We start from the raw sequence: 14,274 nt of genomic DNA, 5'->3' as shown, positions 1-14,274 counted from the left end.
AAGGGCCGACCCTCTCGTTCCCTTCCGGTGCGGGGCCGCGAAACCCGTCCGGCTCCGCGGCCCGCCTCCCTCGGCCGCCGCTATCGCGTGAGCATCGCGGCCACCCGCATCGCCGAGGTGCCGAGCCCCGTCGGCTCCTTCAACAGCGTCGTGCCCGCGCCCCTGCGCAGATCCTCCGCCTGGTAACGGCGCACCCCCCGGTGCCAGTTGAGGATGCCAGCCAGCCAGTCCTCCAGCTCGTGCACATAGGCATCGAGTGCGGCCCTTCCCGCCTTGTCGAGCGCGAAGTCCTCGTACAGCAGCGGCAGTTCCCGCTCCTTGACGTGAAGGAACTGGCGGAGCCGGCCGCGCATCAGATCGTCGACGATGGAGACCGCGGCCGGATAGTCGCAGTCGAAGAACGTCTGCACCACCAGGACCGCGTTGTGCACCTCACCCTCGACCTCGATCTCCTTCTGGTAGGAGAAGAGATCGTTGATCAGAAAGGCGTAGTCCGCGGCAGCGTTCTCCAGGCTCCGCACCGTCCCGCTGCGCGTCACCTCCGGTGGCAACTCCCCCTCGTGCCGCAGCCGGCACAGGCTCATCGTCAGGTCCGACCCGAAGGTCAGCCGCCGCATCTCGATGTAGTCGACCGGGTCGGGGACGCGGTGCTGCGCCTGGTTGTGCAGCTCCCACAACCAGCTCTCGATCATCACCTCGATCGACCGGCGCAGTCGCACCCGGGCCCCGGCTTCCATCGGGCCGGCCGTGCGCGCCCACAGATCGGCGAGCGCTCGTTCCATCGGGCTGACGGCAAGGGCCGAGGCAGCGGCCGGTTCGTCGACGGGCATACAGGCCAACAGCCGCTCGTTGCACAGCTTCGCCCCGACGAGATTGCGCGGACGGCCGAAGACGAGCGGGTAGTAGTCGTCGCCGTAGGTGCCCCAGGTCAGCCACTCGGCGCTGAGCTCCAGTTCCTCGGCCGTCGCGTCCGGATCCAGGCCGGCCGAGCACAACGCGAAGTCGAAACCCCGCAGCATGGGCCCGTCCCAGATGTCCCCCAGCAGGCCCATCCGGTCCGCCCAGGCGACCGACTTGTCGAGCGCGTCCCGGTGGTGCGGACTGATCGAGAGAGGGAACGGCAGGTCGAAGTCGGGCAGCAGCGAGGGCCCGACGCGCTGGTGCGGAAGGTGGGCGAGCCCGCGCAGCCGCGAGGCCGCCGGGCGGCCGAAGAGGGTCGCGATGTCGAGGGCCGAGGTGCCGAGGACCCCGCCGACGTGTGAAGGCCCGGTGTCCACCCCCTCGTTCATATAGCGGCTGGAGCGCATGTGCCATTCGTGACCACCGGACTGCCAGTCCTGAAGTCCCTTGGTGTACGCGGCGATCGCGGCGCAGTCGACCGGAGACAGGCCCTTCTCCACACAGAGACCGGGGACTTCGGTCAGCGCGGTGTTCTCGAACTGCTGGACCCGCGAGGTCAGCAGGTCGTTGACCGCTTCGGCCGCCTCCTGCGTCGTACACCCCAGGAACGTCTCCAGCACGAGCACGCCGTTGCTCAGCTCACCCTCGTCCTCCACCTCGCGCTGGTAGGAGAACAGGTCGTTGCGCAGATGGACACCGTCCGAGAACGCGTCCCGCAGCACCCGCAGCGGACGTGAGTCCGCGACCGCCTCGGGCACTTCGGCGCCCGCCGCGTACTCCACGAGCCCCGCCGACCAGGGGGCGCCGCCGACCTTCCGGCGCATCTCGATGTACTCGACGGGGTTGGAGATCCGCCCCTCGTTGATGTTGGTGAGCTCCCACATCGACTCGTTGAGGAGGTTCGCCGTGGACTCGGCGAACCTGGCCCGCCAGCCGTCGGACATGCTCGGGACGGTCCGCGCCCACAGATCGGCCAGTCCCGCCTCCACCGGGTTCCGCGGCTCCGGGATGCCGGCCGTGGAGCCCATCGGCATGAAGGCCGGCAGCCGGTCCAGATACGCCTTGCCGCCCTCGCGGTCCTGGCTGCGCTTGAAGACCTCGAGGAAATGGTCGTCGAAGAAGAAGACCCACACATACCAGTCGGTCACCAGGGACAGCGCCTCGGCGTCGCAGTCGGGGTGCGTGTAGGCGCACAGCAGGGCGTAGTCGTGCGCGTCGAGGTCGTGCTCCTCCCAGATGCCGGACCCCTCCAGCATCCCCATGCCGCGGGCCCACTCCTTGGTGTGCCGCCGTGCCTCCTCGACATGGGGGTTGAGCCGTGCCGGATACGGGACGTAGAAGTCCGGCAGAACGAAGGGCTGTGCCATCTGTGCGTGGGCCTTTCGGTGAGCATCCGCGCCAGCGCGGACCGGGTGGACGGGCAAGCCCTACCCGTCCCTCGGACGGCCCACGCACTACGGCCTATTAGTCACACAAGCCCACAAAGGGGAGACGGTGCGCCACCGGACCCCTCGACCGGTGGCGCCCGCCGGCTACCTCAGGACGCGCACATCCGCGGCCTTCACAAAGGCCACCCGGTGCCCGAACTGGATCTCGTAGTAGAGCTCCTTGCCCCGCACGACGCGATGCCCCGCCGTATCGAAGGTCGTCGCGTACAGGTACTCGCCCGGGACCCGGTCGCCCACCACGTACTTCTGCCCGGCGAGCAGCTTGTACGGCAGCGGCGACACCGGCTGTACCGGCACACCCTCGGGATAGGCGGCCGCCTCCGGATAGGCGCGCCCGTACACCGGGATCTCCGCCAGGCCGGCCCTCGGGGTCAGCAGGGCCTCCCGCGCGCCCACAGCGGTCGGCTGCCTGCGCGGATTGTGGAACCAGGCCTTCTGTCCGAGGTACCAGATGGCCGTCCACTCGCCGCGACGCTCCGCCACGGCGTACTGCTGGCCCGTCGAGGCCCGCGCGCCCGTGTCGTTGACGCCGGTGGTCGAGTCCTGCCCGCCGGGCCGCAGACCGATGTCCTTGACCAGCGGCGCGTCGTCCGCCGGGGCGGTGTGCAGCCGGACCGCGCCCGAGCCGTGCGGTGCGCACGCCTCGGCGGGCTTCACACAGCCCGTGTAGAGGGGCTGGTTGCGGACGTAGTCGGGACGGATGGTCACCACGTCGCTGCGGGGACCCGCACCCGGCGCGAACGGCTGGCCGAGCAGCGTGAAGTAGTGCGCCCAGTCCCAGTACGGGCCGGGGTCGGTGTGCATGCCGGCGATCGTCGCCGTGGTGGTGCCCGGCACCGTGTCGTGCCCGAGGATGTGCTGCCGGTCCAGTGGGATGTCGTACCGCTGCGCCAGATACCGCACCAGCCGCGCCGAGGTGCGGTACATCGCCTCCGTGTACCAGGCGTCCGGCGAGACCAGGAAGCCCTCGTGCTCCAGGCCCACCGACTTCGCGTTCACGTACCAGTTGCCGGCGTGCCAGGCGACGTCCTTGAGCGGCACGTGCTGGGCGATGTGCCCGTCGGAGGACCGCAGGGTGTACTGCCACGACACGTACGTCGGGTCCTGCACCAGCTTCAGGGTGGTGTCCCAGGAACCCTCGGTGTCGTGGATGACGATGTACTTCACCGACTGCGACGCGGGCCGGTTCGCCAGGTCGTGGTTGCCGTACTCGCCCTCGCCGAACTCCTCGTACGGCGCCGGGATCCACTCGCAGGCCACCGTCCGCGGGCACTCGGTCTTCACCGCGTCCGCCGTGCGCAGCCCGAGCCGGGCCGTCTGCGCGGCGTCGGGGACCGCCGACGGGTCGGCGGTCAGTGCGACGCGCTCGCCGCTGTCGGTGGTGCGGGACCGGCCGGAGCGGATCACGTCGAAGACGTCGCCCGCGTAGACCGTGGCGGTGGCCGTGTCGTCGGCGCCGGAGAAGCGGGCGACGGCGCCGAACCAGTCGGACGGCCGGTCGCTCAGCGGACGGCCCAGCTTCTTCTGTGCGTCGGCGAGGAGGGCCGCGCCGCCGCGCACATTGGCCGCGGCGTTGTCGCGCAGCTGCGCCGCGCTGTAGCCCGACAGCTCGGCCGCGCGGTCCAGCGTCCTCAGGCGGACCGGGAGTTCGGCGGGGTCCGGCAGCGCCGCCTCCGCCGGCCGCAGGGTCTCGCGGGCGCCGTCGCCGCGTGGGTCCTCGCTGCCGTGGGAGTGGTGCGGAGCCTCGGCCAGTGCCGTGCGGGCGTCCGTGAGATGCATCGGCCCGTAGCCGCCGGTGACGCTGGCCGCGCCCCCGTGCGTGTCCCACCGGGACTGGAGGTACGACACACCGAGCAGGACGCTCTGCGGTACGTGGTACTGCGCGGAGGCCGCGGCGAACTCGCGCTGGAGCGACGCGGATCCGCCCTGCTCGGCGGTGGCGGACGGGCCGGCCGAGACCAGCGGCAGCAGCAGGGCTGCGGACGCCACCGCGCCCCCTGCCCTCAGCATGCGACGGCGGGTGCTTCGCGGGCGCACGGGGACGGAACGTTGCAAGGCAGCCTCCATGGGCGGATGGTGCGTGGCGGGGCCTGCGGGGTGGGTCTCGACTACAGGGGTATCGGCTGCCGGACGATCCGTCAATCGCACTCAGGTGGAGGAAATTTGCACGTCAGGGCAGGTTCCGGGGAGTTTCGCGGTGAGGGGCCGCGGGCCTGCGGTGCGTCAGTGGTCTGGGCCAATTCCGGTTCACGGAACGGGCGTTGTCGGCGAGACGGAGACGTTCGGTTCCTGGGCCCGGGGGAGCGGCTCAGTTCACCTGAACGGCAAGCGGACAGGCGTCACCGTGGGCCGAGCGGGTAGTCCGCGGTGATCCGTTCGAGCCTCTCGCAGGGGAGCGCCCGGGGTTCTCCACCAGGTTCCGCGCAAGCCCGGCCGGTCGTGAACACCTCGGTGGGCGCGGCCGGCAGCCCCCTGGCGGCGGCGCCGGGGCACCCGGAGGAAGAGCTGTTGCCGGGCGTCCGGCACATCGCCCCCGACCGGGAGGGGGGTGGGCGACATCCGGCCGCGGGACGCTCTTCGGCGGTGCGCCGGATGCCCGCGCGAGCTCGTACGGCCGGTCGGCTGACGGTCGTCCGGAAGGGTGACGGGCGGTCGAGAACACCGGACATCACGCGCACAGCGCGCTGCGCGCCCAGTGTGTCGGCACTGGGCGCGCAGCGCGCTTCCCCCTCTGTGGCGGCGGTCAGCGCGTGCCGACCGCCGCACGCACGGCCCGACGGGCCAGTGCGCAGTCGTCGTGCAGCCGCCTGAGCAGCAGCCGCTGTTCCTCGCCGGCCGACAGACCGCCGGCGGCGGGTGCGGTGGCACCGGTCGGGGGAGCGGCCTCCCGCATCGTGCGCTGCACCGCCGTCTCGTAGGTGCGGATCTCCCGGGTCAGCACCAGCATCAGATTCACCAGGAAGGCGTCCCTGGCCGCGGGCCCCTGCTGCTGGGCGAGCTGGCTGATCTGCCGCCTGGCCACCGGCGCGTCGCCGAGCACCGACCACAGGGTGGCCAGGTCGTAGCCGGGCAGATACCAGCCGGCGTGCTCCCAGTCGACCAGCACGGGACCCGTCGGCGACAACAGGATGTTGGACAGTAAGGCGTCACCGTGGCAGAACTGGCCCATGCCCTGCTTGCCGCCGGCGTGCGCCAGACCGTGCAGCAGCTTCTGCAGGTCTCCGAGGTCACGGTCGGTGAACAGTCCCAGTTCGTGGTAGCGGGAGATACGGGACGCATAGTCGAGGGGGGCGTCGAACATGCCGGCCGGCGGGCGCCAGGTGTTGAGCCGCGCGATCGCGCCGAGGGCGGCCCGCACGTCGGCACGGGGCGGAGCCTCGGCCGGGTGCCGCGCGAGAGCCGCCGCCCGGCCCGGCATCCGCTCGATCACCAGGGTGCAGTTGTCGGGATCCGCGGCGACCAGCCGCGGGACCCGCACCGGTGGGCGGTGCCGGACGAAGGCGCGGTAGGCAGCTATTTCGTGCCGGAACCGTTCGGACCAGGCGGGTGAGTGGTCGAGCAGACACTTGGCCACCGCCGTCATCCGCCCCGTCGTTCCGACGAGCAGGACCGAACGTCCGCTGCGGCGCAGTACCTGGACCGGATTGAACTCCGGGCAGATGCGGTGCACCGACGCGACAGCCATACGCAGCTGCGCGCCCTGAGGGCCGGACAAGTCGATTCTCCCGCTGAGGGGTTGGCCGACCGCCCCCACCGGCCGTCGAGCCCGGCCGGCGTTGGTGGGGTCGAGATACGGTCCGGAGCCGGCCGGTACGGCGGAGCGCTGCGGCCGGTGTGGGGCGGACACGGAGGACGATGCTGTGTACATGGGGGTGACAGATCCCTTCGTGCGCCGACAGTTTGCGTGCGCGGCCCCGCCCCGACAGCCGGTCAACACCCTGGGGAGTGCGATCGGCTGCCGGGCCGGGGTGGCGCGTTCCTACGTCACACCAGCCCGCGGGTGGCACACCATCTGGCGCACCCTGGCGAACCCTGGCGAATAGTCGCCCCGCATCTGACAGGGGGTTACTGTCAACTCAGCCGAGAACCTGGGGGCTTGACGTGACCGGAGAACCCAACACCCGCCTCTGCGACCTGTTCCGCCTCGCCGGCTGGTCCAAAGGGGAACTCGCAAGACTCGTGAACCGGCAGGCGGCGGCCATGGGCCACCCGCAGCTGGCGACCGACACCTCGCGGGTGCGGCGCTGGATCGACATGGGGGAGACCCCGCGCGATCCCGTGCCACGCGTGCTGGCAGCTCTGTTCACCGAGCGACTCGGTCGTGTCGTGACCATCGAGGACCTCGGGTTCGTACGAAGCGGGCGTGCAGGAAAGCGGAAGGACGCGCAGGGAAGTGACACCAACCCTGACGGCCTCCCGTGGGCGCCCGAACGCACCGCGGCGGTCCTCACCGAATTCACGGGAATGGACCTCATGCTCAACCGACGCGGCTTGGTGGGCGCGGGCGCCGCGCTCGCCGCAGGCTCCGCACTCAGCAGCGCCATGCACGACTGGCTGCACACCGACCCCGCACTCGCCAAGAACGCACCACATTTCGAGAACGCCCTGCAGGCCGACTCCGTCGGGTTCGACCGCTACGAGGCGGCGCCCATCGGATCGCAGGAGATCGAAGCTCTGGAACGTTCCGTCGAAGTGTTCCGCGCCTGGGACGCCGCCCGTGGCGGCGGCCTCCAGCGCAAGGCCGTGGTGGGCCAGTTGAACGAGGTGGGCGGCATGCTCGCCTACCGTCACCCGGACCACCTCCAGCGGCGCCTGTGGGGCGTCGCCGCCAACCTCGCCGTACTCGCCGGCTGGATGTCGCACGACGTCGGCCTCGAACCCACCGCCCAGAAGTACTTCGTCATCGCCGCGCACGCGGCGCGCGAGGGCGGCGACCGTCCCCGGGCCGGCGAAGCGCTCTCCCGTGCCGCCCGGCAGATGGTCCATCTGGGCCGTCCCGACGACGCACTCGACCTGATGAAGCTCGCCAAGACCGGCTCGGGTGAACAGACCCTGCCGCGCACCCGGGCGATGCTGCACACCATCGAGGCCTGGGCACAGGCATCCATGGGGCGCGGCCAGGCCATGCGCCGCACCCTCGGTGAGGCCGAGGACCTGTTCGTCTCCGACAAGGGAGACGTGCCGGCGCCCAGTTGGATGCAGATGTTCGACGAGGCGGATCTGCACGGCATGGAGGCGCTCGCCTACCGCACGCTGGCCGAGCACGACCCGTCGGCCGCGAACATCGCGCAGAACCACGCCCGGCAGGCGCTGCAACTGCGTGAGGGCGGACGGCAGCGGTCGAAGATCTTCGACTACATCTCCCTGGCCTCGGCCTGCTTCATCGCGGACGACCCCGAACAGGCCGACCGCTATGCGCGGCTGGCGCTCGTCTCGATGGGGGAGACCTCCTCGCACCGGACATGGGACCGGCTGCGGGAGATGTACCGGCTCACCGGGCAGTACTCGGGCTACGCCCGGATCGAGGACCTGCGCCAGGAGATCCAGCAGGCCCTGCCCGCGGGCCCGTCGAAGAAGGCGAGGAGCACGGACATCTAGTGCCGCTCCCGGCACACTTCGCCCAGTCGCGCCGCCCGGCACTCACCCTCCGCGCCAGGGACCCACGTGCCCACACCCAGGACCCACGTGGCCCTACCCAGGACGCTCGCGCCCGCGCACAGCACCCCCGTGCGATCGGGCCCGGTGGACCGCAGGCCTCCTAGGCGCCGAACTTCACCACCATCACGCAGGCGTCGTCCTCACGGCTGCCCTCACCGAACACCTCGAGGACCGCCCGAACGCACTCCTGCGCATCCCGGGCCGCGGTGAAACGTGGCGCCAGGGCGAGCAGTCGGCCGGTATCGCCGTCCCCTGCGGCGCTGGTGCGCGTCAGACCGTCCGTGTGCAGCAGCAACAGGTCACCCGGGAGCAGAGGTACTTCGGCCTGCTCGTACGCGGCGCCGGAGGTGGCACCGAGCAGCACACCCTCGGGGGGCGTGAGGACCTGCCCCGTCCCGTTGCGGAACAGCAGCGGGGCGGGGTGTCCCGCCTGCGCCCAGGAGAGGGTGCGGTTCGCCGGGTCGAAGCGGCAGCACACCGCGCTGCCCAGGGCCGGCTGGACGGATGTCTCCAGCAACTGGTTGAGGTGTGCCATCAGCGGTCCGGGCTCGATACCCGCGACGGCCATACCCCGCAGCGCGCCGAGCAGCATCGCCATGGCCGATGTGGCGCTCACACCGTGACCGGTGAGGTCGCCGACGCTCAACAGCGAGCCGCCATGGGGCAGTTGCAGGGCGTCGTACCAGTCGCCGCCGATCAGGGCGCTGTTGGTGGACGGCAGATAGTGCGCGGCGACGTCGAGCTCGGCCGGGCCGTCGAGCGGGAACTGCAGGGAGCCACGCCACGGCGGAAGCACCGCTTCCTGGAGTTCGACCGCGAGCCGGCGCTCCGTCTGCTCGAAATGCTGCTTGCGCTGAGCGTGGTCGCGGCTCTCGCGGAGCGCGCGCTCACTGCGGCGCAGCTCGCTCACGTCCCTGAGGACCGCCCACATGGAGGCGGTGGACCCGTCGGAGTCGAGGACGGGCTCTCCCATCATGTGCACCGTACGGACGCGGCCGTCGGCGCGGACCATGCGGAACTCGCCGTCGATGGGGCGTCCGTCGACCAGACAGTCCGTCACCATCGAGGTGAGCAGGGCCTGGTCCTCCGCGAACACGATCGACGGAAGCTCGTCCAGGGTCATGGGCCCGCTCTGCGGGGAGCGTCCGAGGATCTGATAGAGCTCGTCGGACCAGCTCACCTCGTCGGTGAGGAGGTTCCACTCGGCGCTGCCGACCCGGCTGAGGAGCGATCCGGTGCTCTGCGCGCTGTCGGCCTCGTACTCCGCGAGTTCGTCCTCGAAGAGACCGAGGGACTCGGCGGGCAGGCCTTCCTTCAGCTGTCCGAGGTGGGCGCCGAGGTCGTCCAGGTGATGGACGGCGAGGTCGCACAGCGCCCTCTGCCAGCGGCCCTGGGGGTCGTCATCCTCCAGCACGGCGTCGCGGCGCACGGCATCCACGTCTCCGCGCAGCCGGCGCGTCCGGGTGATCAGAGCATCGACGGTGCCACGCTCCGGCGGCTGTGGTGCGGGATGGTCCGCGAACACATGGGAGGGCATGACGTACTCCGATACAGGCGTGGCCACGGCCAGTCTGAGACACGGTCTGAACAATGGACCAGTTACGACTGTTGCACAGGGAGCGATGGCTCGTAAGGCATTTGGCAACACTCGATACGGTGGTGCCTCTGTCATATGCCACAGGCCGGGCAATTGGATGGCCCGGCCGGGGGTTGAGCGATGAGTTCAGGGGGCAGCAGGGGTCTAACCGATGGAGAGAGCATGCGGCAAAGGCGCCGCACGCGCCACAAGTTGGAGGTCCACCATGTGTACGCACCAGTCACAGGTGGAATCTTCTCCTCACCGGTCCGACGCGTACGAAGCCGTTGCGGCTTGAGAGGGTGAGTCCGATGGCCAAGGCCGCTCAGATCCGTATCCGAAAGCCCGCTCCGCAGAGGCCCGCCCGTGAGCTGGACCTGCGTACCCCGTCGGGCCGGGTGCTTCCCTACTGACAGCGCGCGTGCCAGGCACGCGCCGATGACGACCGTGGCCGTCACGGAGACGGCGAAGCCCAGCCAGGAAGCATCGAACCAGAGGCTGTTGAGCTGTCCCAGGCCGGTGAGATAGCCGGCCCACAACGCCCCTCCCGCCACCGACCAGAACAGATGGCGACGCCGTGACACCCCGGTGGTGCCCACGGCGACCGCCAGCACGGTGCGGCCGCCCGGTACGAAGCGGGCGGCAACCGTCGTACGCCCCAGCCGGCCGGCGAGCGCCGTCTCCAGCCTGGCCGCCGCGGATGTCAGGGCCGGGCGTCTGAGCGGGCGGCTGCGCGCCAGCGTCACCACGAGCAGGTCCCCGAGCACGGAAGCGGCCGCCACCGGCACGGCGACGGCCAGCAGTCCGACCTCCTGGGTGGTCGCCCACAGGGAGGCGGCCAGCACGAGCGTGCCGCTCGGCATCACCGGCACCAGCGCGTCGAGGAAGACCGCGAGCAGGGCGACGGCGAGTATCAGCGGAGAACCGATGAGCTCGGCGGTCAGGTCGGACAGCATGCCGTTCAGCCTGGTGCGACGGCCGCTCCACGGCAACTCCTTTTGTCACTCGGCGTGTTGATCCGGTCGCCGCTTTCACGAGGGGGCGTTGTCAGTGGTGGGCGGCAGGATGGACCCATGACGACGACCTCACCCGCCGCCCCTGCCGCGGCCGCATCGATCGCCGACTCCGCCGCGTACGCCGAGGCGGTCGAAACCGCCTCCCGAGCCGCCGCCGCGTACTACGCGACGGGGGAGAGCGCCCTCGACGACGACGCGTACGACCGGCTCGCCCGCGGGATAGCCGCGTACGAGGAGACGCATCCCGACGAGGTCTCGGCGTCCTCGCCGACGGGCAAGGTCGCGGGCGGCGCGGCCGTGGGGGACGTGCCGCACACCGTGCCGATGCTGTCCCTGGACAACGTCTTCTCCGCCGAGCAGCTGGTGTCCTGGACCGCGTCGGTGGAGCGGCGCATCGGCAGACCCGTCGAACAGTGGAGCGTCGAGCCGAAGCTGGACGGCCTCGCGGTGGCCGCGCGCTACGAGGAGGGCATGCTCGTCCGGCTGATCACCCGCGGCGACGGCACCGCCGGTGAGGACGTCTCGCACGCGATCGGCACGATCACCGGCCTCCCCGACCGGCTCGCCGAGCCGGTCACCCTCGAGGTGCGCGGTGAGGTTCTGATGACGAACGAGCAGTTCGAAGCGGCCAACACCGTGCGTACGGCCCATGGCGGCGCCCCTTTCGCCAACCCGCGCAACGGCGCCGCCGGCACCCTGCGCGCCCGGGACCGGGCCTACCGCGTCGAGATGACCTTCTTCGGCTACGGGGCGATGCCGACGTCAGGGACCGGCACCGACCTCGCCGACCAGCTCGCGCAGTGGCCCCACAGCACTCTCATGTCCCATGTCGCCTCGCTGGGTGTGCACACCGCGGAGGACACCGCCGTCGCGCCCCGCACGCCGGCGACGGCCGACGAGATCATGGCCCGCATCGAGGAGATCGCCGCGCTGCGCGCGGATCTGCCGTTCGGGATCGACGGCATCGTCATCAAGGCCGACCGGGCGGCCGACCAGGCCGCGGCCGGATCCGGCTCGCGGGCCCCGCGCTGGGCCATCGCCTACAAGCTCCCCGCCGTGGAGAAGGTCACCACCCTGCTGGACGTCGAGTGGAACGTGGGCCGGACCGGGACGATCGCGCCCCGCGCCGTCCTGGAGCCGGTGGAGATAGACGGCACGACCGTCACCTACGCCACGCTGCACAACCCCGCCGACATCACCCGTCGTGACCTGCGGCTGGGCGACCGCGTGATGGTCTACAAGGCGGGCGACATCATTCCCCGGATCGAGGCCCCGGTCGTCCATCTGCGGACCGGCGAGGAGAAGGCGATCGTCTTTCCCGAGGTCTGCCCGCAGTGCGGTTCCGGCATCGACACCTCCGAGCAGCGCTGGCGCTGTGTGCGCGGACGCGACTGCCGGCTGGTGGCCTCCGTCTCGTACGCCGCGGGACGCGACCAGCTCGACATCGAGGGACTCGGCGACACCCGGGTCGTTCAGCTGGTCGAAGCGGGCCTGGTCGGCGACATCGCCGACCTGTTCACGCTGACCCGCGAGCAGCTGCTCGGCCTGGAGCGTATGGGCGAGACCAGCACGGACAACCTCCTCGCGGCCATCGGGACGGCCAGGTCCCGACCCCTGTCGAGGGTGTTCTGCGCCCTCGGCGTGCGCGGCACCGGACGCTCGATGTCGCGTCGGATCGCCCGGCACTTCGCGACCATGGAGCACATACGCGCGGCGGGCCCCGACACGCTTCAGCAGGTCGACGGCATCGGGGTGGAGAAGGCGACGGTCGTCGTCGCCGAGCTCGAGGAGCTGTCCTCGCTGATCGACAAACTGATCGCCGCGGGGGTCAACATGACGGAGCCGGGCGCGGTCCCGCCCGCCGTCGGCGAGGACACCGGCGCGGTCGGAGGAGAGTCCGCGGACGGAAGCGGGCCGGCCCCGCAAGCCCGTCCGCTGGACGGCATGACCGTGGTCGTGACGGGTGCCATGACGGGCCCGCTCGAGAAGCTGTCCCGCAACGAGATGAACGAACTCGTCGAGCGGGCCGGCGGGCGGTCCTCGTCCAGTGTGTCGGGGCGGACCTCGCTCCTGGTCGCGGGCGAGGGCGCGGGTTCCAAGCGCGACAAGGCGGAGAAGCTGAGGGCGCGGATCGTCTCGCCGGAGGAGTTCGCGGATCTTGTGTCCGGCCATCTCGGCGGTGAGAGCTGAGTTTCTCGGCGACCGGGCGAACAGGACCGAGGGGGGAGCCGGCCGGGCGGGACCGCTGAGCGGGCCGGCTTCCCGAGCAGCCCGGCCGCCTGACCGGGCCGCCTGACCGGGCCGCCTGACCGGGCCGCCCGAGCGGGCCGCCCGAGCGGGCCGTCTGATCACGCCGGATCGGCCGACGCGACCGGCCGGCCGGGCCCGCCTCCTGACGGGCCCGGCCTCATGCCGGGGCGCAGTCTTCCGGGGGTCGCCTGGCGGGAGGCAGTGCACGGCGGCAATAGGGCCGCTGTGCACTTACCCCGCGAGAAGTGGGCGCGTATCCAGGAATCAGAGGCTGCTGATCAGGTGCCTGGAGCAGGGCTGATCCCGAGGAGGGCTCATGGACGCCCCGACCGCCACGACGGCCGACACGGACCTCTTGGAAGAACCCCAGGAGGACCCGACCGTACACATTCTCTGGATCAACGCGGGCCTGAGTTGCGACGGGGACTCGGTGGCGTTGACCGCCGCGACCCAGCCGACGATCGAGGAACTGGCGCTGGGTGCCCTGCCCGGACTGCCCAAGGTGGCGGTCCACTGGCCGCTCATCGACTTCGAGTGCGGCCCCGTCCAGGGCGCCGACAACTTCATCGAGTGGTTCTTCAAGGCCGAGCGCGGCGAGCTGGACCCCTTCGTCCTGATCGTCGAGGGCTCGATCCCGAACGAGCGCATCAAGCCCGAGGGCTACTGGTGCGGCTTCGGTGACGACCCCGAGACGGGCCAGCCGATCACCACCAGCGAGTGGCTCGACCGGCTCACCCCCAAGGCCCTGGCCGTCGTGGCCATCGGGACCTGCGCCACCTACGGCGGCATCCACGCGATGGCCGGCAACCCGACGGGTGCGATGGGCGTTCCGGACTATCTCGGCTGGGAGTGGAAGTCCCAGGCGGGCATCCCGATCGTGTGCATCCCCGGATGCCCGGTCCACCCCGACAACGCCTCCGAGACGCTGCTGTACCTGCTCTACCAGGCGGTGGGCGCCGCGCCCATGATCCCGCTGGACGAGGAGCTGCGGCCGACCTGGCTGTTCGGCGCCACCGTCCACGAGGGCTGCGACCGTGCCGGCTACTACGAGCAGGGCCAGTTCGCCGAGGAGTACGGATCCCCCCAGTGCCTGGTCAAGCTCGGCTGCTGGGGCCCGGTGGTCAAGTGCAACGTGCCCAAGCGCGGCTGGATCAACGGAGTGGGCGGCTGCCCCAACGTCGGCGGCATCTGCATCGCCTGCACCATGCCGGGTTTCCCGGACAAGTTCATGCCCTTCATGGACGAGCCACCGGGCGGCCATGTGTCGACGGCGGCGAGCGGTATGTACGGCACGGTGATCCGACGGCTGCGGGGCATCACCGCGAGGACCGTCGACAAGGAACCGAAGTGGCGCACCAAGAGCGAAACGCTCAAGACCGGCTACCGGCCGCCGTGGTGACCCGAGTTCTCCGCTGAGCAGGACACT

The 14,274-nt window shown here is 71.0% G+C and carries 8 protein-coding genes; 3 read left to right on the top strand and 5 right to left on the bottom strand.

The annotated features are described in order from the left end of the window. Positions 1 to 80: 80 nt before the first annotated feature. From ACFWU3_RS27360 to ACFWU3_RS27350, 3 genes are all read right to left on the bottom strand, one after another. Positions 81 to 2,267 carry a germacradienol/geosmin synthase gene (locus tag ACFWU3_RS27360; RefSeq protein WP_384442907.1) on the bottom strand — a complete coding sequence of 729 codons (2,187 nt, stop codon included), beginning with the start codon at positions 2,265 to 2,267 and terminating at the stop codon, positions 81 to 83. Positions 2,268 to 2,432: 165 nt separating this feature from the next. Next, positions 2,433 to 4,358 carry an N-acetylmuramoyl-L-alanine amidase gene (locus tag ACFWU3_RS27355; RefSeq protein ID WP_384442904.1) on the bottom strand — a complete coding sequence of 642 codons (1,926 nt, stop codon included), beginning with the start codon at positions 4,356 to 4,358 and terminating at the stop codon, positions 2,433 to 2,435. 733 nt (positions 4,359 to 5,091) lie between these two features. Further along, entirely contained in the window at positions 5,092 to 6,216 is a 1,125-nt protein-coding gene (locus ACFWU3_RS27350; RefSeq protein WP_384442901.1) for an aminoglycoside phosphotransferase family protein, read from the bottom strand. A gap of 233 nt (positions 6,217 to 6,449) precedes the next feature. Between ACFWU3_RS27350 and ACFWU3_RS27345 the strand changes: the two genes are divergently transcribed. Then, complete coding sequence (locus ACFWU3_RS27345) at positions 6,450 to 7,946, top strand: hypothetical protein (protein WP_384442898.1); 1,497 nt, start codon at positions 6,450 to 6,452, stop codon at positions 7,944 to 7,946. Positions 7,947 to 8,106: 160 nt separating this feature from the next. Here ACFWU3_RS27345 and ACFWU3_RS27340 read toward each other — a convergent pair whose 3' ends face one another. Both ACFWU3_RS27340 and ACFWU3_RS27335 read right to left on the bottom strand, forming a co-directional pair. Beyond that, positions 8,107 to 9,543 carry a PP2C family protein-serine/threonine phosphatase gene (locus tag ACFWU3_RS27340; RefSeq protein ID WP_384442895.1) on the bottom strand — a complete coding sequence of 479 codons (1,437 nt, stop codon included), beginning with the start codon at positions 9,541 to 9,543 and terminating at the stop codon, positions 8,107 to 8,109. Between the two features lie 131 nt (positions 9,544 to 9,674). Continuing rightward, on the bottom strand, positions 9,675 to 10,538 hold the full coding sequence (locus tag ACFWU3_RS27335; protein WP_384442892.1) for a DedA family protein: 864 nt from the start codon (positions 10,536 to 10,538) through the stop codon (positions 9,675 to 9,677). 117 nt (positions 10,539 to 10,655) lie between these two features. On the opposite strand from ACFWU3_RS27335, the gene ligA reads away from it, so the two are divergent. Both ligA and ACFWU3_RS27325 read left to right on the top strand, forming a co-directional pair. After that, positions 10,656 to 12,788, top strand: a complete 2,133-nt coding sequence (ligA, locus tag ACFWU3_RS27330) for an NAD-dependent DNA ligase LigA (RefSeq protein ID WP_384442890.1) — start codon at positions 10,656 to 10,658, stop codon at positions 12,786 to 12,788. A gap of 376 nt (positions 12,789 to 13,164) precedes the next feature. Beyond that, positions 13,165 to 14,247, top strand: a complete 1,083-nt coding sequence (locus ACFWU3_RS27325) for a hydrogenase expression protein HypE (RefSeq protein WP_384442887.1) — start codon at positions 13,165 to 13,167, stop codon at positions 14,245 to 14,247. Positions 14,248 to 14,274 lie beyond the last annotated feature (27 nt).

This window comes from Streptomyces sp. NPDC058685, assembly GCF_042714725.1.
In the GTDB taxonomy this organism is placed as follows: Bacteria; Actinomycetota; Actinomycetes; order Streptomycetales; family Streptomycetaceae; genus Streptomyces.
This window is presented reverse-complemented; position numbering and strand designations above follow the sequence as displayed.